Source organism: Rahnella sp. WP5 (assembly GCF_000745615.1).
Classification (GTDB): domain Bacteria; phylum Pseudomonadota; class Gammaproteobacteria; order Enterobacterales; family Enterobacteriaceae; genus Rahnella; species Rahnella aceris.
Window position 1 is genome coordinate 178,663 of sequence record NZ_KN050720.1, and the last position, 20,185, is coordinate 198,847.

16 protein-coding genes are annotated in these 20,185 nt (G+C 51.2%); 10 read left to right on the forward strand and 6 right to left on the reverse strand.

Annotated features, from left to right (window positions below; all coding sequences use genetic code 11):
• The first annotated feature begins 68 nt into the window (after positions 1–68).
• Positions 69–1,172, forward strand: a complete 1,104-nt coding sequence (locus tag EX31_RS18085) for a YcbX family protein (protein WP_037036002.1) — start codon at positions 69–71, stop codon at positions 1,170–1,172.
• Between the two features lie 30 nt (positions 1,173–1,202).
• Here EX31_RS18085 and EX31_RS18090 read toward each other — a convergent pair whose 3' ends face one another.
• Together EX31_RS18090 and pyrD are read right to left on the reverse strand one after the other, a co-directional pair.
• Positions 1,203–1,751, reverse strand: a complete 549-nt coding sequence (locus tag EX31_RS18090) for a cell division protein ZapC (protein ID WP_013574864.1) — start codon at positions 1,749–1,751, stop codon at positions 1,203–1,205.
• A 184-nt stretch (positions 1,752–1,935) separates the two neighbouring features.
• Positions 1,936–2,946, reverse strand: coding sequence for a quinone-dependent dihydroorotate dehydrogenase (gene pyrD, locus EX31_RS18095; protein WP_013574863.1), 1,011 nt, complete (start codon positions 2,944–2,946; stop codon positions 1,936–1,938).
• A gap of 315 nt (positions 2,947–3,261) precedes the next feature.
• Here pyrD and ssuE point away from each other — a divergent pair, with 315 nt between their 5' ends.
• Genes ssuE through ssuB form a run of 5 tightly spaced genes read left to right on the forward strand, consistent with a single transcriptional unit; the run spans position 3,262 to position 7,632 of the window.
• Positions 3,262–3,843: an NADPH-dependent FMN reductase gene (gene ssuE, locus EX31_RS18100; protein WP_013574862.1), complete on the forward strand. Its 582-nt coding sequence runs from the start codon at positions 3,262–3,264 to the stop codon at positions 3,841–3,843.
• Between the two features lie 18 nt (positions 3,844–3,861).
• Positions 3,862–4,836, forward strand: a complete 975-nt coding sequence (locus EX31_RS18105; RefSeq protein ID WP_037036004.1) for a sulfonate ABC transporter substrate-binding protein — start codon at positions 3,862–3,864, stop codon at positions 4,834–4,836.
• 59 nt (positions 4,837–4,895) lie between these two features.
• Positions 4,896–6,050 carry an FMNH2-dependent alkanesulfonate monooxygenase gene (ssuD, locus tag EX31_RS18110; protein WP_037036006.1) on the forward strand — a complete coding sequence of 385 codons (1,155 nt, stop codon included), beginning with the start codon at positions 4,896–4,898 and terminating at the stop codon, positions 6,048–6,050.
• An 11-nt stretch (positions 6,051–6,061) separates the two neighbouring features.
• Entirely contained in the window at positions 6,062–6,853 is a 792-nt protein-coding gene (gene ssuC / locus EX31_RS18115; protein WP_013574859.1) for an aliphatic sulfonate ABC transporter permease SsuC, read from the forward strand.
• Positions 6,850–7,632: an aliphatic sulfonates ABC transporter ATP-binding protein gene (gene ssuB / locus EX31_RS18120; protein WP_037036008.1), complete on the forward strand. Its 783-nt coding sequence runs from the start codon at positions 6,850–6,852 to the stop codon at positions 7,630–7,632. Before ssuC ends, ssuB begins: the two co-directional genes overlap by 4 nt.
• Before the next feature lie 75 nt (positions 7,633–7,707).
• Here the strand turns inward: ssuB and pepN are convergent, their stop codons facing one another.
• Positions 7,708–10,323 (reverse strand): aminopeptidase N, encoded by a 2,616-nt coding sequence (gene pepN, locus EX31_RS18125; RefSeq protein WP_037036010.1) that lies wholly within the window; start codon positions 10,321–10,323, stop codon positions 7,708–7,710.
• Positions 10,324–11,017: 694 nt separating this feature from the next.
• Here pepN and pncB point away from each other — a divergent pair.
• From pncB to EX31_RS18145, 4 genes are all read left to right on the forward strand, one after another.
• Positions 11,018–12,223, forward strand: a complete 1,206-nt coding sequence (gene pncB / locus EX31_RS18130) for a nicotinate phosphoribosyltransferase (RefSeq protein ID WP_013574856.1) — start codon at positions 11,018–11,020, stop codon at positions 12,221–12,223.
• A gap of 259 nt (positions 12,224–12,482) precedes the next feature.
• On the forward strand, positions 12,483–13,883 hold the full coding sequence (gene asnS / locus EX31_RS18135; protein WP_013574855.1) for an asparagine--tRNA ligase: 1,401 nt from the start codon (positions 12,483–12,485) through the stop codon (positions 13,881–13,883).
• Positions 13,884–14,182: 299 nt separating this feature from the next.
• A complete protein-coding gene (ompC, locus tag EX31_RS18140) occupies positions 14,183–15,295 on the forward strand; it encodes a porin OmpC (protein ID WP_037036012.1) in 1,113 nt (370 codons plus the stop codon).
• A 241-nt stretch (positions 15,296–15,536) separates the two neighbouring features.
• Positions 15,537–16,727 (forward strand): amino acid aminotransferase, encoded by a 1,191-nt coding sequence (locus EX31_RS18145; RefSeq protein WP_013574853.1) that lies wholly within the window; start codon positions 15,537–15,539, stop codon positions 16,725–16,727.
• Positions 16,728–16,812: 85 nt separating this feature from the next.
• On the opposite strand, the gene EX31_RS18150 is transcribed toward EX31_RS18145, so the two are convergent.
• The 3 genes from EX31_RS18150 to ldtD all read right to left on the reverse strand — a co-directional run bounded on the left by EX31_RS18150 (position 16,813) and on the right by ldtD (position 20,093).
• On the reverse strand, positions 16,813–17,460 hold the full coding sequence (locus EX31_RS18150) for an MBL fold metallo-hydrolase (RefSeq protein ID WP_013574852.1): 648 nt from the start codon (positions 17,458–17,460) through the stop codon (positions 16,813–16,815).
• 51 nt (positions 17,461–17,511) lie between these two features.
• Positions 17,512–18,063: a YcbK family protein gene (locus tag EX31_RS18155; RefSeq protein ID WP_013574851.1), complete on the reverse strand. Its 552-nt coding sequence runs from the start codon at positions 18,061–18,063 to the stop codon at positions 17,512–17,514.
• Positions 18,064–18,242: 179 nt separating this feature from the next.
• Entirely contained in the window at positions 18,243–20,093 is a 1,851-nt protein-coding gene (gene ldtD, locus EX31_RS18160) for a L,D-transpeptidase (protein ID WP_037036014.1), read from the reverse strand.
• Between the last annotated feature and the right edge of the window lie 92 nt (positions 20,094–20,185).

Below are 20,185 nucleotides of genomic sequence, written 5' to 3' on the forward strand. Positions count from 1 at the left end.
AATCCCCGCCTCTTGTCATAAAGTCTCTGGTTCTTCTTAAGACTTTACACTCTGAGAGGCAGTCTTCAGTGCCCATTCTTTCACGTTTATTTGTTCACCCGGTCAAATCCATGCGCGGCCTGCAGGTTTCATACTCGCTGGTGACAGCAACCGGCCTGGCGTTCGATCGCCAGTTCATGATTACCGATCCGCAAGGCATGTTCATTACAGCCCGCCAGTATCCGAACCTCGTTCTGTTCACGCCGGTTTTGCTGCCCGATGGTCTGATGATCTCCGCGCCCGAAGGCGAAAGCATCACAGTCAAATTTCGTGATTTCGCAGGCGTTCACTCGCCGACGGAAGTCTGGGGCAATCAGTTTACCTCACTCATCGCGCCGGAACCCGTAAATCGCTGGTTAAGTGCCTATTTAAAGCGTGACGTTCAACTGCGCTGGGTTGGCGATGAACCGACGCGCCGGGTAAAAAAACATCCGGAAGTGCCGCTGTCGTTTGCTGACGGATTCCCGTATCTGCTGATCAATGAAGCCTCAATGCAGGATTTACAGCGCCGCTGTCCGGGCGGTGTCAGGATTGAGCAATTCAGGCCGAACATCGTGGTCAGCGGCGCACAAGCCTATGCCGAAGACAGCTGGCAGACGATCCGCATCGGGGAAGTGATTTTCGATCTGGTGAAACCTTGCAGCCGCTGTATTTTCACCACAGTCAGTATCGAAAAAGGTCGCAAACATCCGCGTGGCGAACCGTTGAAAACATTGCAGGGTTATCGTACCGCCAGCGACGGCGATGTCGATTTCGGTCAGAACATGATTGCCCGCAACAGCGGCGTGATCCGCGCAGGCGACAGCGTTCAGGTGCTGGCAACCAGGCCACCACGGCCTTACTGCGCGGGCGATATCATTGAAAATGTGGAAGCGCCAAAAAGCACCGCGCAGGACGTCAGCATTAATTACCAGGGAACGCAGTTTACCGGCAACAATCAGCAGATTTTGCTCGAGCAGCTGGAATTGCAGGGATTACGTATCCCCTATTCCTGTCGTGCAGGAATTTGTGGCGCGTGCAGGATGACATTGAAAGAAGGAAAAGTGGCACCGCTGAAAGAGAGTGCAGTGGGAAAAGATGGAACGATATTAGCGTGTAGTTGTATTCCGGCTACGGATATCGTGCTCGGCTAGAGGTGTATTTAATGAGGATCAGGCAGGAAACTAAACTGCCTGATCGTAAACATCATCCCTGTCAACGCGGAATGCTGCTGGCATTAGCCGGTCATGCATCACTTTAATAGCATCCCCCAGCACCATGCCGCGCCCTGCGACCGTCAGCCGTTCCTGCGCCAGCAGGCACAGACTGGCATTATCACCGGATTCCACCACCAGTAATGTCGCCTGTTCACCGCTTTCCATCACCTGCACCTGAGCAAGCTGACCATTAGCAGGCTGGAAAGGACGCATCTGCTGACTGAAATGCCAGCTCTTCGGCATCAGCGGTTTTAAAAAACGATAAGCGACTAAGGCGTTCAGAACTAATTCAGCGCGTTGTTCAGCTGCGAGACGAATATGTTTGCACTGTTCTTCAAAATCAAAATACAGCGCCGCATCATCGACACAAAATGACATATTTCCGAAAGCATCAGGAGTTAACATTTTGGCGGGAAAACGGGAACGGAAAATCATGCCATTGGCGAGGTCCAGCATAAGCCGGTCATGTTCTGTATCAAAATACCAACGCCAATTATCATCTGGTTTAATTTTCATTTCGTCATCCTGTTTACCCTCATGCCCTCTGCCTGACTTCATTACCGGCTAATCTGTAAGAATAGATTTTTCAGTAACGAAACGATATCAGACAAATCCTGAGCCTGAATTACGGTCAGTGGACAAAATATAGACGAGCCGGGTTAATAAATAAACCCCTGACTCGTCTTCAGGATGAAAAATATTAGATATGGGTAACAATATCTTTGATCAGACCCGGACCTTTAAAGATAAAGCCGGAATAGATTTGAATTAAGGAAGCGCCTGCGGCCATTTTCTCACGGGCCGCCGTTAATGAATCAATACCGCCAACACCAATAACCGGCAGACGCCCTTGTAATTCATGAGAGAGCATGCGGATAATTTCTGTGCTGCGCAGCTGCAACGGGCGCCCGCTCAGACCACCAACCTGTTCGCAATAATTTAGCCCCTGAACCAGTTTACGATCGAGTGTGGTATTCGTCGCAATCACGCCATCCATATTATGGCGCACTAAACTGTCGGCTATTTGGATCAATTCTTCCTCAGAAAGATCCGGTGCGATCTTCACCGCAACAGGCACATATTTCTGATGGCGTTGCTGTAACTCAAGCTGCTTATTCTTAATCGCTGCCAGCAAATCATCCAGCGCTTCACCGTATTGCAGTGAACGTAATCCCGGCGTGTTAGGTGATGAAATATTCACCGCGATATAACCGGCGTACGGATATACCTTTTCCATACAGGTCAGATAATCGTCTGCGCCGTGCTCAACAGGCGTATCTTTATTCTTGCCAATATTAATCCCCAGAATGCCGCCAAAATGTGATTTTTTGACATTATTCACCAGATTATCCACGCCATGGTTATTGAAACCCATGCGGTTAATCAGGCCTTCAGCTTCCACAATACGGAATAAACGCGGCTTATCATTACCGGCCTGCGCACGCGGGGTCACAGTACCGACTTCAATAAATCCAAAGCCCATTGCCCCCAGCGCATCAATACATTCGCCGTCTTTATCCAGGCCTGCGGCCAGTCCCAAAGGGTTCTTAAAGGATAATCCCATGCAGTTTACCGGTTTGGTCGGCACTGACTGGCGGATCAGGAATTCAAACGGGGTGCCGGAAATGCGGCTCAACTGACGAAAGGTTAACTCGTGGGCGCGCTCTGGATCGAGCTGAAACAGTGCTTTCCTGACAAGAGGATAATACATGGAGACTCCTGGATTCCCGGTGGCTAGACGGGGCGGTATTATCGACTAAGCGCCGCTTAATTGGAAACGATAACCGGTATATTGGCCGAATAATTGCTTCGCTGCGCAAACGATTACTTTTTTGTTACCTTTAATTCACTTTTATTTCCTTTCCCCCCATCGCCCCGCAGCACACCCGACACGTGCTTTATCTGTTTTGAAACTTTCCATAGCCAAAATTGAGATTTCCGCTGCGCCGCCTCTGCCTGCTAGGTTTACCTCACTTCGTTAAGAAAAATGATAGTTCTATAACAGATTGTTATAAGGAATAAGCAAATGCGTGTAGTGACTCTGGCAGGCAGTCCGCGACAACCCTCCCGCTCCTCTTCCCTGCTGGCACTCAGCCACCAGTGGCTGGCGAGCCGTGGCGTTGAAGTCTTTACCTACAATATTCAGGATTTTTCAGCAGACGATCTGCTTTTCGCTAATTTTGGCAGCCCGCAACTCAAGCAACTGAATGCTGAACTGGCGAGTGCTGATGGCCTGATCGTCGCCACACCAGTGTATAAAGCGTCTTTTTCCGGCGCACTGAAAACCCTGCTCGATTTACTGCCAGAACGCGCGCTCGACCATAAAGTGGTGTTGCCACTGGCTACAGCCGGATCTATCGGCCATATGCTGGCCGTCGACTACGCCCTAAAACCGGTACTCGCCTCGCTGAAAGCACAGGAAGTTTTGCAGGGCGTTTTCGCAGATGACAGCCTGATCACCGATTATCAGACGTTCCCTGCGAAACTGGCCCCCGCACTGGAAGAGCGTTTGATCGAATCTCTGGAAAACTTCTACCTGGCGCTGAGCCGCCGCCGTCCGCAGCTTCCGTCTGTTGCATCCCTTTCTGCGCAAGCACTGCGTGTCTGACTTTAAAAGGAATTAATCATGCCTGCTTCTTTCTCTTTATTACGCCGTATCCCGGTTGTGGCCAGCCTGCTGACCAGCCTTTTCCTGAGCGGCACCGTAACGGCTCAGGAAAAGGATCCGGCGCAATTACGTATTGCCTATCAGAAAGGATCTGTCGGACTGGTGCTGGCGAAATCACACCAGTTACTGGAAAAACGTTTCCCGGATACAAAAATAAGCTGGGTAGAATTCCCTGCCGGGCCGCAAATTCTTGAAGCGCTGAACGTCGGAAGTATTGATCTGGGCGGTACCGGTGATTTGCCGCCGTTGTTCGCGCAGGCAGCGGGGGCAGATTTGTTGTATATCGGCTCTGAACCCCCGAAACCGAAAGCAGAAGTGATTCTGGTCGACAGCAACAGTCCGATCAAAACCGTCGCAGATCTCAAAGGCCATAAAGTCGCTTTCCAGAAAGGCTCCAGTTCGCACAACCTGCTGTTGCGTGCCCTGCAACAGGCGGGCCTGAAATTCAGCGATATCCAGCCGGTCTATCTGACCCCTGCCGATGCACGGGCCGCATTCCAGCAACATGATGTGGATGCCTGGGCTATCTGGGATCCGTATTATTCGGCCGCGCAAGTTCAGGGTGATGTGCGGGTTCTGACCGACGGCTCGACGCTCCACCAGACGGGCTCCTTCTATCTGGCACCGAAAAAATACACCGAGGCCAATCCTCAGTTCATCAGTCAGGTTCTGGAAGTGTTAACGCAGGCGAATGCGCTGACCAAAACTGACCGTGAGCAAAGTATCAAACTGCTTTCTCAGTCGATGGGGTTACCGGAAAAAGTGGTCGCCTCTTATCTGGATCATCTGCCGGATATGCCTATCACGCCGGTCAGTGCAGAAACAGAAAAGCGCCAGCAGCAAACCGCCGATTTGTTCTATCAGAACCATATTTTGCCAAAGCCGGTTGAAATTAAAGACCGCATCTGGAAACCAGCCGTACAAGCTAACTGAACATCCATTTAGCCGCCGCTGAGCGGTAACGAATCGCACACTTTGAGAGGAACACAACGATGAGTCTGAACGTATTCTGGTTTTTACCTACCCACGGCGACGGCCGCTATTTAGGCACAGAAGAAGGTGCCCGCGTGGTCGATCACGGCTACCTTCAGCAGATCGCGCAAGCGGCTGACCGTTTAGGTTTTGGCGGCGTGCTACTGCCAACGGGTCGTTCATGCGAGGACTCATGGCTGGTAGCGGCTTCCCTGATTTCTGTCACGCAACGTCTCAAATTCCTGGTGGCGCTGCGTCCCGGCATTATTTCTCCGACACTGGCAGCCCGTCAGGCGGCAACACTCGACCGGCTTTCCGGCGGTCGTGCACTGTTTAATCTGGTGACCGGTGGCGATCCGGCTGAACTGGCGGCTGAAGGTTTACACCTCAATCATAAAGAACGTTATGAAGCGTCGGCGGAATTTACGCGTATCTGGCGTCGTGTTCTGGAAGGTGAAACCGTCGATTACGAAGGCAAACACATTCAGGTCAAAGGCGCGAGCCTGATGCATCCACCGGTTCAATACCCCCGCCCGCCGCTGTATTTCGGTGGTTCTTCCGACGAAGCGCAGGATCTCGCCGCCGAGCAGGTGGAACTTTATCTGACCTGGGGCGAACCTCCGGCGTTAGTGAAAGAGAAAATTGAACAGGTGCGTGCCAAAGCTGCCGCACAAGGCCGCACCGTGCGTTTCGGCATTCGTCTGCACGTGATTGTGCGTGAAACCAACGAGGAAGCCTGGCGTGCTGCCGACAAACTTATCGCCAACGTGGATGATGAAACTATTCAACGCGCGCAGGCAGCTTTCGCTAAAACCGACTCTGTCGGCCAGCATCGTATGGCGGCATTGCACGGCGGCGACCGCAACAAGCTGGAAATCAGCCCGAATCTCTGGGCCGGCATTGGTCTGGTACGTACCGGAGCCGGGACGGCGCTGGTGGGCGATGGCCCGACCGTCGCCGCACGTATGCAGGAATATGCTGATCTGGGCATCGATACCTTTATTTTCTCCGGTTATCCGCATCTGGAAGAAGCGTACCGCGTCAGCGAACTGCTGTTCCCGCATCTGGAACTGGCAAAACCGGAAGATGACAATACTGTGAAGAAAGCCATTTTGCCGCGTGGCGAGCTGGTCGCTCATGACTTTGCGACCAAACGCACCGCCAGTCAGCACTGAGGAGAATACCGATGACAACGACACAACGCTGGCTGAACCGCGCTGCTCCCTGGGTAGTGCCGGTGGTTCTGATCGGTGGCTGGCAGCTGGCTGTCGAAGCGGGCTGGTTATCCAACCGCATTCTGCCCGCTCCCAGCGCAGTGGTGGAAGCCTTCTGGACACTGGCGAAGAGTGGCGAGCTGTGGCAGAACCTGAAAATCAGTACCTTCCGCGCTCTGATTGGTTTCGCTATCGGCGGCAGTCTCGGCTTGCTTCTCGGCTTTATTACCGGGCTTTCCCGCTGGGGCGAACGTCTGCTCGACAGTTCTCTGCAAATGCTACGAAACATTCCGCATCTGGCGCTGATCCCACTGGTGATCCTGTGGTTCGGCATTGATGAATCCGCCAAGATCTTCCTGGTGGCGCTGGGAACGTTGTTCCCGATTTATCTCAACACTTACCACGGCATCCGCAATATCGACCGCGGTCTGCTTGAAATGTCGCGCAGTTACGGGCTTTCCGGTTTCCCGCTGTTTATTCAGGTGGTATTACCGGGCGCGTTGCCCTCAATTATGGTCGGCGTACGATTTGCGCTGGGGTTCATGTGGCTGACGTTGATTGTGGCCGAAACCATTTCCGCCAACTCCGGGATTGGTTATCTGGCGATGAATGCCCGCGAGTTTTTACAAACTGACGTCGTGGTTGTCGCCATCGTGCTTTACGCCATTCTTGGCAAACTGGCCGATGTCCTTGCCCGCCTGCTGGAAAGTGTCTGGCTGCGCTGGCACCCTGCATATCAGAAAAAACAAGGAGATGCCGCATGAACGCCCCCGCACGTATTCCGCAAGGCACGCCGGTGACACTGTCCGGCATCACCAAAAAATACGGTAACCGCGCCGTGCTGAACGATATCAATCTGCGCATTCCGCCCGGCCAGTTTGTAGCCGTCGTCGGGCGCAGCGGTTGTGGCAAAAGTACCCTGCTGCGTTTGCTGGCCGGGCTGGAAAAAACCACTCAGGGCGAACTGCTCAGCGCCAGCGCACCGCTGAGTCAGGTGCGCGAAGATACGCGTCTCATGTTTCAGGATGACCGCCTGCTGCCATGGAAAAAGGTGATTGATAACGTGGGATTGGGCCTGAAAGGCCAGTGGCGTGAAGCCGCACAAGCTGCACTGGAAGAAGTCGGGCTGGCAGATCGTGCCGACGACTGGCCGTCAGCATTATCCGGCGGACAGAAACAGCGCGTGGCACTGGCGCGTGCATTAATCCACCGCCCTCGCCTGCTGTTACTGGATGAACCGCTGGGCGCACTCGATGCCCTGACGCGCATCGAGATGCAAAGCCTGATCGAGCGTTTGTGGCAGCAGCATGATTTCACCGTGCTGCTGGTGACGCACGATGTCAGTGAAGCGGTGACCGTCGCTGACCGTGTGATCCTTATCGATCAGGGGCAGATTGGCATGGATTTAACGGTTGATTTGCCACGTCCGCGTCGTAAAGGTTCTGCGCGACTGGCGGAGCTGGAAGCCGAAGTGCTGGAACGCGTGCTGACGCCACAGCCTTCACACACGGTGGCGCAGGAAGCAAAACGCGCGCAAAACTGATCTCTATGTTCAGCGAATACAAAACGAAAAAAGGGCGATGTTTCCATCGCCCTTTTGCTTTGCGGTTAATTGCGATTACGCATCTAACGCTTTGGTAATTTTCTCGAACAAATCACCGGACAGATTTTCCAGCCCTTTCAGCTGTTCCAGCGCCTGACGCATCAGCGCCTGGCGGTTCTGGTCATAGCGTTTCAGGCGGATCAGTGGCTCGATCATACGCGCAGCCACCTGCGGGTTACGGGTGTTGAGATCAGTCAGCATTTCAGTCAGGAACTGATAACCGCTGCCATCTGCCGCGTGGAAAGCGGAAGGATTTGCAGACGCAAAAGCACCGATTAATGAACGGACCCGGTTAGGGTTGCCCATGCTGAATGAACGGTGGTTCAGCAGTGAACGGACTTTCTGCAATACATCGGCTGCCGGGCTGGTCGCCTGCTGGATAAACCATTTATCCATCACCAGACCGTCGTGATGCCAGCGCTCATCGTAAGCCGCCATCAGGGATTCACGGCAAGGCAGTTGCGCAGAAACCGCCGCAGACATCGCCGCCAGAGAATCCGTCATGTTATCAGCCTGCTCAAACTGCGTTCTGACAAGTTGATCGGCCAGCGTCACATCGGCAAAGGCCAGATAATGCAGGCAGGTGTTACGCAGCGAACGTTTACCGATATCTTCATGCACGACGCGGTATGCAGGCAGACGGTTAGCGTTGTAAACCGCCAGGAATTCATCCGCCATCTCGGTTGCCAGACAACGGGTGATCGCATCGTGAACAGCGCTGATCGCTTCAGGATCGATAATATCGAACAGTTCAGCAATTTCATTTTCAGACGGCAGAGTCAGAATCTGCGACGCCAGCGCCGGATCAATGTTCTCATCCAGCAATACCGCGCGGAACGCATCTGCCACATGCAACGGCAGGGACAATGGCTGTTTCTGCTGATGACGCGCTACGTTCAGTTTGATGTAAATTGCCAGCAGGCTTTGCGCCGCATCCCAGCGGGCGAAATCATTACGCGCGTATTTCATCAGGAAAGTCAGCTGATGATCGCCCCATTTGTAATCGAGTTTCACCGGTGCGGAGAATTCACGTAGTAAGGAAGGCACCGGCGGATATTCCACGTCGTCAAACACAAACGTCTGCTCAGCTTCAGTCACGTTCAGCACGTTACTGACCGTCTGACCCTGTTGTTTCAGCGCAATCACATTGCCCTGCGGGTCATACAGTTCAATATCCAGCGGGATATGCAGTGGCAGCTTTTCAGTCTGATCAGGCGTCGGCGGGGTTTTCTGGCTGACAGTAAGGGTGTATTGCTGTTTTTCCACGTCATAGTCGTCGCGCACGGTCAGCACTGGTGTACCAGACTGGCTATACCAGCGGCGGAACAGAGAAAGATCGACGTTTGAGGCATCTTCCATCGCCTGTACAAAATCGTCACAGGTTGCCGCGCTGCCATCATGACGCTCGAAATACAGCTGCATGCCAGCCTGGAATTTCTCTTCCCCCAGCAAAGTGTGCAGCATGCGAATAACTTCTGAACCTTTCTCGTACACCGTCAGGGTGTAGAAGTTGTTCATTTCAATGACTTTTTCCGGACGGATCGGGTGCGCCATCGGGCTGGCATCTTCAGAGAACTGCGCACCACGCATGACACGTACGTTATCGATGCGGTTAACTGAACGCGAGCCCAGATCAGAGCTGAATTCCTGATCGCGGAATACGGTCAGGCCTTCTTTCAGGCTCAGCTGGAACCAGTCGCGGCAGGTCACGCGGTTGCCGGTCCAGTTATGGAAGTATTCATGGCCGATCACCGCTTCGATACCGAGGTAATCTTTATCGGTTGCGGTTTCTGCTTTTGCCAGCACGTATTTGGAGTTAAAGACATTCAGGCCTTTGTTTTCCATTGCGCCCATGTTGAAGAAATCAACGGCGACAATCATAAAGATGTCGAGGTCGTATTCCAGATTAAAACGGGTTTCGTCCCATTTCATGGACTGTTTCAGGGATTCCATCGCCCAGCCTGCACGATCCAGATTGCCACGATCGACAAACAGTTCGAGCGCTACATCCCGGCCGGAACGGGTTTTGAAGGAATCGCGCAACACATCAAAATCACCCGCGACCAGCGCAAACAGGTAGCAAGGTTTCGGGAACGGGTCCTGCCATTTGATCCAGTGTTTGCCGCCTTCCAGCTCACCCTGATCAATACGGTTACCGTTTGACAGCAGATACGGATAGCGGGCTTTATCCGCCACAATGCGGGTCGTGAAACGCGCCAGCACATCCGGACGATCCAGATAATACGTAATGTGGCGGAAACCCTCGGCTTCACACTGCGTACAAAGCGCTTCACCGGAAAGATACAATCCTTCCAGCGCAGTGTTTTTTGCCGGATGAATTTCATTAACAATCGCCAGTTCAAAGGCTTCCGGCAAACCGGTAATTTCCAGTGCGCCTTCTTTTAACTGATATTTTGGCCAGTCCTGGCCGTTAACCTTCAGGCTAATAAGGGTCAGATCTTCGCCGTTGAGCACCAGCGGCGCGCCCTCTGCGCCCTGTCGTTTAATCTGACTGACCGCAGTCACAAGGGTCTTCTGTGCATCAAGCTCGAAATTAAGGTCAATGTCCGTGATGGTATAGTCCGGCGCACGATAATCGTGACGGAACTTGGCTTGTGGCAGTTGAGTCATAAAAAACCTTTTGACGTGTTGGTTGTTAGTAGTGATGGCGATTTTGATTGATGAAGCAGGTTTTGCAAGTCAGCGAATCGCTGCCCAGCACACCGGACGACCTTCATACTTTTTATCTTTAAACTCTACCACAGGCATCAGGAAATCCCAGATTGTTACCAGTTTGTGAGTGCGTATGCGCACCTTTCAACCAAAACACAGAAATTTCTGTAAAACAGCGGTTTTGGCGCATCCGGTAAAAACACAACCGTCACGGACAGCTTGTCGTATAGCTTCATGGTATTCAGCATACTGGTCGTGATGCGGGTGATCGGTATTTGGGGCAAAAAAAACCTGAATCACTCTCGAAAACATCAGTTCGTTTACTATCGTGAACAAACGTAGCGAAATGAACATAAGAAAACCGGGGTTTAATCGCCCCAGTTTTTTCTTTCTTAATGTCAGATTGATTAAATTTATGTAATCAATTCGTGCTTTTTTTACGCCGAAAAATCGCCAGCTTGCCCATATTTCCTACATTTAAGCACATTTAGACCTCGACCATTCCCCGACAATTATGATGTGATGAGGGTTCTTTGACGGGATAATACGGTATACTTCACAGACTTTGCTGTTTTATCCAGAACGTTTTTTTTACGGAACGGTTGTTTGTGTTCAAACACTCAGTTTCTGACGAGGATGCTGTAAACGCGCTATGACTCCATACGCCTCCCCGATTTTGACTTCGCTGTTAGATACCGATGCCTACAAGCTTCATATGCAGCAAGCAGTCTACCATCGCTACCACAACATCAGCGTCGTGGCAGAGTTCCGTTGCCGTGGTGATGAACTGCTGGGCGAATACGCCAGCGAGGTCCGCCAGCAAATCCAGATGATGAGTCAACTGGCGCTGACGGACGACGAGTTCACCTACCTTTCCGGGCTGCCGTTCTTCACGCAGGATTACCTGAACTGGCTAAAAACCTTCCGCTACAATCCTGAACATGTAATGGTTTCCGATCGCAACGGACATTTGCATGTGCGCATCGAGGGCCCGTGGCGTGAAGTGATTATGTGGGAAGTGCCGCTGCTCGCGGTCATCAGTGAAGTTGTCCATCGCCAGCGTTCTCCACAAGTGACGGCGCAAATGGCAGTGGAGCACCTGCGTAAAAATCTCGCCAGTTTTAAAGAACAGGCCGCAGATATCGATCTCGGTGCCTTCCGTCTGATGGATTTCGGTACCCGTCGCCGCTTCTCCGGTGAAGTTCAGGAAGCCATCGTCAGCACACTGAAAAATGAATTCCCTTATCTGGTCGGCACCAGTAACTACGATTTAGCGCATAAATTGCAGCTGGCACCGGTCGGCACGCAAGCCCACGAATGGTTCCAGGCGCATCAGCAAATCAGCCCGGTTCTGGCTAACAGCCAGCGCGCGGCGTTGCAGGCCTGGCTGGACGAATACCCGGATCAACTGGGGATCGCTCTCACTGACTGCATTACGATGGATGCTTTCCTGCGTGATTTCGGCAGCAAATTCGCCAATGCCTATCAGGGACTGCGTCATGATTCCGGGGATCCGTTTGAATGGGGTGAGAAAGCGATAACGCATTATCATGCGCTGGATATCGACCCGATGACCAAAACGCTGGTCTTTTCCGACAATCTGGATCTGGACAAAGCGTTACACCTGTATCGCCATTTCCATCAACGGGTGAATCTGATATTCGGGATTGGTACGCGTCTGACATGTAATATTCCGGGCGTGAAGCCGCTGAATATTGTCATTAAATTGGTACAGTGCAATGGCAAACCTGTCGCGAAACTCTCTGACAGCCCAGGCAAAACGATTTGCCAGGACAAAGCTTTTGTTAAAGCCCTGCGCAAAGCTTTCGATCTGCCGCTGGTGAAAAAAGCGTCCTGACTCTCCCTAAAGTGCCGGAAATCAATCCGGCGCTTCATTCAGATTTTCTTTCCTTTATATACTTGCGATCTAATTCTGCTCGGCTTTTATTCACTCTCTCAATATTTCCCCACAACTCTCTTCATTCGCGCCACAATTCTTGGCCGCTGACGACGATTTCTGCTTGTGTCCTGAGAAAGCCTAAGTAACATAGCAAAATCCCTATTTACAGGGTGTCCAATATTTCTTAGTCAACATATATAAAGAAAGAGAGAAATCTATGAGCGTTGTGCCTGTAGTCGACGTACTGCAAGGCCGTGCTGCGGTTGACAGTGAAGTCACCGTACGCGGTTGGGTACGTACCCGGAGAGATTCTAAAGCTGGTATCTCATTCGTCGCCGTTTATGACGGCTCCTGCTTTAATCCTTTACAGGCCGTCATCAATAATTCTCTGCCCAATTATCAGGAAGACGTATTGCGTCTGACGACGGGTTGTTCAGTAGAAGTGACCGGTATTGTTGTCGCCTCACCTGGCGAAGGCCAGAGTTTTGAGCTGCAGGCAACGACCGTCAACGTTGTTGGCTGGGTGGATGACCCTGATACTTATCCGATGGCGGCAAAACGCCACAGCATCGAATACCTGCGTGAAGTGGCTCACCTTCGCCCGCGCACCAATCTGATTGGTGCTGTCGCCCGTGTGCGCAACACCCTCTCTCAGGCCATTCACCGTTTCTATCATGAAAACGGGTATTTCTGGGTGTCCACACCGCTGATCACTGCCTCCGATACAGAAGGCGCCGGTGAGATGTTCCGCGTATCGACACTGGATCTGCAAAATCTGCCGCGTACAGACAAAGGCGAAATCGACTTCAGCGAAGATTTCTTCGGCAAAGAAGCGTTCCTGACGGTTTCCGGCCAGCTGAACGGCGAAACGTATGCCTGTGCGCTGTCCAAGGTTTACACCTTCGGTCCGACTTTCCGTGCAGAGAATTCCAACACCAGCCGTCACCTTGCGGAATTCTGGATGGTAGAACCGGAAGTCGCATTTGCGACACTGGATGACATCGCAGCGCTGGCTGAAAACATGCTTAAATATGTTTTCAAAGCCGTTTTAGACGAACGCGCAGACGATATGGCCTTTTTTGCTGACCGTGTAGACAAAGATGCTGTTGCACGCCTTGAGCGATTTGTAACATCCGATTTCGCCCAGGTAGACTACACCGATGCAGTAGAAATATTAATGAATTGTGATCAGAAATTCGAAAACCCGGTTTCATGGGGTGTCGACCTTTCTTCTGAGCATGAACGTTATCTCGCGGAACAGCATTTCAAAGCGCCGGTGGTGGTTAAAAACTATCCGAAAGATATCAAAGCCTTCTACATGCGTATGAATGACGATGGTAAAACCGTCGCGGCAATGGATGTTCTGGCACCGGGCATTGGTGAGATTATCGGTGGCTCTCAGCGTGAGGAACGTCTGGACGTACTGGACGCCCGTATGGCTGAAATGGGGCTAAATAAAGAAGATTATTGGTGGTATCGCGATCTTCGTCGTTACGGCACAGTCCCGCATTCAGGCTTCGGCCTTGGCTTTGAACGTTTAGTCGCCTATGTAACCGGTGTTCAAAACGTTCGTGACGTGATCCCGTTCCCACGTACACCACGTAGTGCAACCTTCTAATTAATTAAACTATTTTTAATTAACATAATAGTTACAAAACTAAGGCCAGCTTTGCTGGCCTTAGTCATTTTCAAAGATAGATCCCTGTCACAAAGTTCCGCAAAATACACATTTTGAAATACATTCTTTCCTGCTGAAACATATTTAGTAATTTAGTAGCATTTTCGCTGTGGATTAAGCTCACCACGGATGGAATAGTGCGTTCAGACACAGGAGACACCAAACTTTCGTAAATAGTTCCGTAAAGAATTATTTAGGCAGTGGCAGGTGTCCAAATAAAACCAATGAGGGTAATAATAATGATGAAGCGCAATATTCTTGCAGTGGTAATCCCTGCTCTGTTAGTTGCTGGTGCAGCTAATGCAGCTGAGATCTATAACAAAGATGGCAACAAACTGGATCTGTACGGTAAAGTTGACGCACGTCACACCTTCTCTGACAATGCTGGCGACGATGGCGACCAGACCTATGTCCGTTTCGGCTTCAAAGGCGAAACTCAAATTAATGACCAACTGACCGGTTACGGCCAGTGGGAATACAACGTTCAGGCTAACCATGCAGAAAGCGCTGGCGACGAAGGCAACAAAACTCGTCTGGGCTTCGCAGGTCTGAAATTCGGTGATGCAGGTTCTTTCGACTACGGTCGTAACTACGGCGTAATCTACGACGTAATGTCCTACACCGACCAATTGCCAATCTATGGCGATGACACCATGTACCAGAACAACGACAACTTCATGATTGGTCGTGGTAATGGCATGGCAACTTACCGTAACAGCAACTTCTTCGGTCTGGTTGATGGCCTGAGCTTCGCTGTACAGTACCAGGGCAAAAACGACGAAGGTCGTGACAGCCGTGGCGCAGTTGATTCCAATGGCGACGGCTGGGGTACTTCTGCCGCTTACGCTATCGGCAACTCAGGTGTTAGCATCACTGGTGCTTACTTCTCTTCTAACCGTACTGTTACTCAGAAACAAGACGGCACTGGCGACAAAGCTGACGCATACGCATTCGGCGCTAAATACGACGCTAACAACCTGTACCTGGCAACCTTCTACGGTGAATCACGTAACACCACCGATTACGGTAACCCGGATGCAATTGCTAACAAAACTCAGAACTTCGAAGTTGTTGCTCAGTACCAGTTCGATTTCGGTCTGCGCCCATCTATCGCATACCTGCAGTCTAAAGGTAAGAGCCTGAACGGTTTCACCAACAACGGTTCTACCTACGCTGGCGGCGATGCTGACCTGGTTAAATATGTAGAAGTTGGTACTTACTACTACTTCAACAAAAACATGTCTACCTATGTTGACTACAAAATCAACCTGCTGGACGACAACAGCTACACCAAAGCAGCGGGTCGCAGCACTGACGACATCGTGGGTGTTGGTCTGCAATACCAGTTCTAATATCACTTAACGATGCGCTTACAGGCGCAGCAAAGTGGATATCAAGGCAGAGCTTCGGCTCTGCCTTTTGCATTTCTGAGTCTTGAAAAGACCGCTTTTCCACCCTCGCCTATAAAATATTTTAATCTCCCACGCCTTCTCACAACTCTGTTTTCTTTTTGCCGCAAACGGTTGGCAAAAGGGGGCGCTGGCGTTACCCTGATGACCTCTTTCGTAATATCAGGCTATGGAATTTTCCGACATGTTTGAAAAAATCACTGCAGCACCTGCTGACCCTATCCTGGGTCTTACCGATCTTTTCCGCGCTGACGACCGCTCTAATAAAATCAATCTGGGGATTGGTGTTTATAAAGACGAAACAGGTAAAACGCCGGTTCTGGCCAGCGTGAAAAAAGCCGAACAGTTCCTGTTGGAAAATGAAACCACTAAAACCTATCTGAGTATCGACGGGTTGCCTGATTTTGCCCGTTGTACACAGGAACTGCTGTTTGGCAAAGACAGCACGGTTATTGCTGATAAACGGGCACGCACCGCACAGACTCCGGGCGGCACTGGCGCTCTGCGTATCGCAGCAGATTTCATCGCTACGCAAACCAGCGCCAGACGCGTGTGGGTCAGTAATCCGAGCTGGCCGAACCATAAAGGTGTGTTCTCTGCTTCGGGTCTGGAAGTTGTGGAATACAATTACTATGACGCCGCAAATCACAGCCTTGATTTCGATGGCATGCTGAAAAGCCTGAGCGAAGCGAAAGCAGGCGACGTGGTGCTGTTCCATGGCTGCTGTCACAATCCAACCGGTATCGATCCTACAGAAGAACAATGGGCACAGCTGGCAGAATTGTCGGTGAGCAACGGCTGGTTACCGTTGTTCGACTTCGCCTATCAGGGCTTTGCAAAAGGTCTGGAAGAAGATGCGGCGGGTCTGCGCCTGTTCGTGGCAAAACATAAGGAATTGCTGGTCGCCAGTTCTTACTCGAAGAACTTCGGCTTATACAATGAACGCGTAGGTGCTTGTACGTTAGTCGCAGCCGATGAAGAAACTGCCGGTCGCGCTTTCAGCCAAATGAAATCGGTTATCCGTGCAAACTACTCCAACCCGCCGTCACACGGTGCTGCGGTTGTAGCCACCATACTGGGTAACGAAGCTTTGCGCACGCTGTGGGAGCAGGAACTAAGCGATATGCGCCTGCGTATCCATCGTATGCGCCAGCTATTCGTCAGCACCTTGCAGGAAAAAGGCGCTCAACAGGATTTCAGCTTTATTATTAACCAGAACGGGATGTTCTCTTTCAGCGGCCTGACCAAAGATCAGGTATTGCGTTTACGTGATGAATTCGGCGTGTACGCGGTGAACTCCGGCCGTATCAACGTTGCCGGCATCACGCTCGAAAATATGGCACCGCTGTGTGAAGCCATCGTCGCCGTACTGTAAAAGATAAGCAGTGTTGCTCAATTAAAAAAGCCCGTCAGGTATCCTGACGGGCTTTTTGTTTTTTGCTGATAAACAGCAAACGTAATTACCAGACCGGCATTTCATCCTGCAGGAACGGGTTCGTTTTACGCTCATAACCAAAGTCTGACATCGGGCCATGACCGGGAATAAAGACCATGTCATCGCCGAGCGGTAATAATTTCGTTTTGATGGAATGAATCAGCGCCTGATGGTCACCACGCGGGAAATCACTGCGGCCTACGCCACCCTTGAAAATCACATCACCAGAAACGGCAATTCGCGCTTTATCATTGATGAAGACAATATGCCCCGGCGTATGGCCTGGGCAATGCAGCACGGATAAGATTTCTTCACCGACACTCACTGAATCCCCTTCTTCCAGCCAGGTATCCGGCGTCAGCGGGTCACAATGGTCGAGGCCAAACATCTGGCTTTGGGTCGGTAACGCATCCAGCAGGAATTCATCTTCTTTTTGTGGTCCGATAACCGGTACCTGATAGTGCGCAGCCAGTTCTGCTGCGGCACCCACGTGATCAAGATGTCCGTGAGTCAGCAAAATTTGCGTAACCAATACACCTTTGGCAGAAACTTCCTGGATGATCCTGGCGGCTTCACCGCCCGGATCAACAATGGCGGCCTGATTGGTTTTAGCACACCAAATCAGTGAGCAGTTTTGGCTGAACGCCGTGACGGTAATAAGATGGGTTTTCATAGAGCTCCACAAAATGACCTGCACATTCCGGCAGGCCATTAATTACACACATCACCAGGTCCGTGCGGGACCGGTATCGATGTGCACAAAGTTACTTCGTGGATAATATCCTACACCACCCATCCGCATTTTTAATGCTGCTTTGCGGATATTGCTCAGTTCGATGCCCTGAATATGGAAATCCATTGCCTGCCCAAGCGTGTGATAGCTGTGCTTCGCTACCCCGCTTCCGGGTTCACGCATGCTGTTGTTTGTCGCCAGTGAGCGGTAACCCGAAATCAGCTGGACTGGTTTATTCGTTCCGCCAAGCATCACCTGCAAACGATAGAGGTGATCGAACAACGCGGGATCGATAGATTTTACTTTTTCCGCACGATAGTCCCTGAACAGATGATTCAACCGGGCCAACTCATCCTTGTTGTAACGCTTTCCATCAAAAAACTCGGTTTTGAGGGTTTCGCCGGTATTGATATTGTTAACGACTAAAATACGCGGGCGAGGTGTGGAAAGAGTGGCGAATGCACGACCTGGAAGTAATGCAATCCCCATAGCGGCACTGCCTAATGCCAGCCATTTACGGCGATGTTTGTCGATTTCATTCATGAACAGTTTACTATCCGGTAAGAGAGTCAAAAATAAGCTCTGATCTGAGCCGTTTTGAACCTTAACTGCCAATTTTCTGCGAGTCAAGGGAACCCATATAAGCAAAACGAGCGTGCCAGTGGCTCACGCTCGTTCGATGGCCAAATACTCTGACCCTTATCAGATTAGTTTTACTGCATTTATTGAAGCAAAATTTCCGCCTGAGGCAGAATTTGTGCACCGGATCTCACCGTTGAATCATAATTGTAAATATCTGTTCTGAATTGCGGCTTACCGTCATCCGCAACCCACGCCGTCAGATAAAACAGTTTTACCGGTATATGATGGCGTATTGCCACATACGTAGTATTGCCGCCCTGCAATGCAGAAGATATTCGCGTGTCATTCCAGCCTGCATCCTGTAACAGCATATTGGCTAATTCAGAAGCCTTATTCACCCTCACACAGCCAGAACTCAGCGCACGAATGTCTTTGCTGAACAAGTTATGGTTTGGCGTGTCATGCAGATAAATGGCATCAGAACTCGGCATATTAAATTTATACCGTCCCAGGGAATTACTTACGCCCGGCGCCTGACGGATGCGATAGGGGAAATGGTTGGGTGATATCATTGCCCAGTCGATCATTGAAGGATCGATGATTTCAGCATCGTTACTCCAGCCAGACAATACCTGATAGCCATGTTGCTGGAAGTAACCGGGATTGTTCATGGCTTTAGGCACGATATCTTCACGCACTAACGTTGTGGGCACATTCCACGGTGGATTGACCACCACATTATTCAATGCACTGCTCATTAACGGCGTTTTACGGCTTGGACGACCGACAATTACCCGTGACGACAACACTTCATTGCCATTGAGATAATAGGTGAGCTGATAGTTTGGAATGTTCACCATGATTCCGGTGTTCACATTGCCTGGAAGAATGCGCAGACGCTGAATATTCAGCGCCAGCAAGGTAGCACGCAATTGCGGAGAGGCATTCAGCCACTGACGGGTACGTCCGCCAATAATACCGTCCGCTTCCAGCCCCTGCCATTTTTGAAAACGCTTAACAGCTTCCACTAAATCCGGTGTGTACTGATTATCAGCGACAGCCACTGGCGCGGGTGTCGCTGGCACTTCTGTCGACTGAACCGTTGGCAGGACATCTTGTACTGATGTTGCGGAAGGGCTGACAGCCGGGGTCGATTGCTGGGCCTTATCAGCGGTTTCATCAACAGACAGATCGTCATTTGCCGCGCTTCCCGGCGTGTTCGGGGCGATAGTTTCATCTGTCGGTTTAGCCACCTTATTCTCTTCAGGCGAGGCGACCATCATACCGGTTCGGGTCAGGATCTCCCGCAAGGCCGGGACATCGTCACTGATCTGGTCCGGACGCAAACTGGCTGATCCTGTCATCACGGGCCATGGTCGATTGTCCGTCAGCATGATTTTCAATGCATCATGCATTTTGGTGTAATAAGGGTGCTGTGGTGCGAGAGTCGACAAATAGTGTGACGTATTGCCCTGACGCACAGCCAGTTGCCACTGATTAATCACAGTCAGCGACGGCGTCGTCATTTTGTACGGTGTGGCGCTGTATAACCACTTATCTCCATTGGCTTCCACGCTGCTCGTAAACTGCAAATAGCCCAGCATTGCATCTGACAACACCACATCACGGGCCATGCCGGTAACTTGCGGATCCGTCAGCCATTTCACCCATTGCGTGAACTGAGGCTGGATCCCCGATATGGCCAGCTCGGCGAGTTGCTGCTGGAATAACTGAACTGTTTCGCGATCGTTCCACATGGGCTGCATATGATTTGCAGCATAAAGCGATGACAGAGATGACAGATACAACGGCCTGATGCCCCTTGGCAATAACTCTGCCTGCAACTGGCTCATGCTCTGTACGCTTGATAGCGTGGTTTTTCCTAATGGCAGCGCGGGCACGGTAGCCCATGCAGCAAACCACGGCGAGAGACCGCTCGCCAGCAGACAGCTGGCGACTAAAAACCTGAGAGACCTTTGATTCATTAACATCTTCCCTTGCCTCCCGATAAGGTGCTCAATCTCATCCCCAAAATTGAGCCAACAGCTCTTGGAATAAGTATATAAAGAGAATTCTTTTTTTG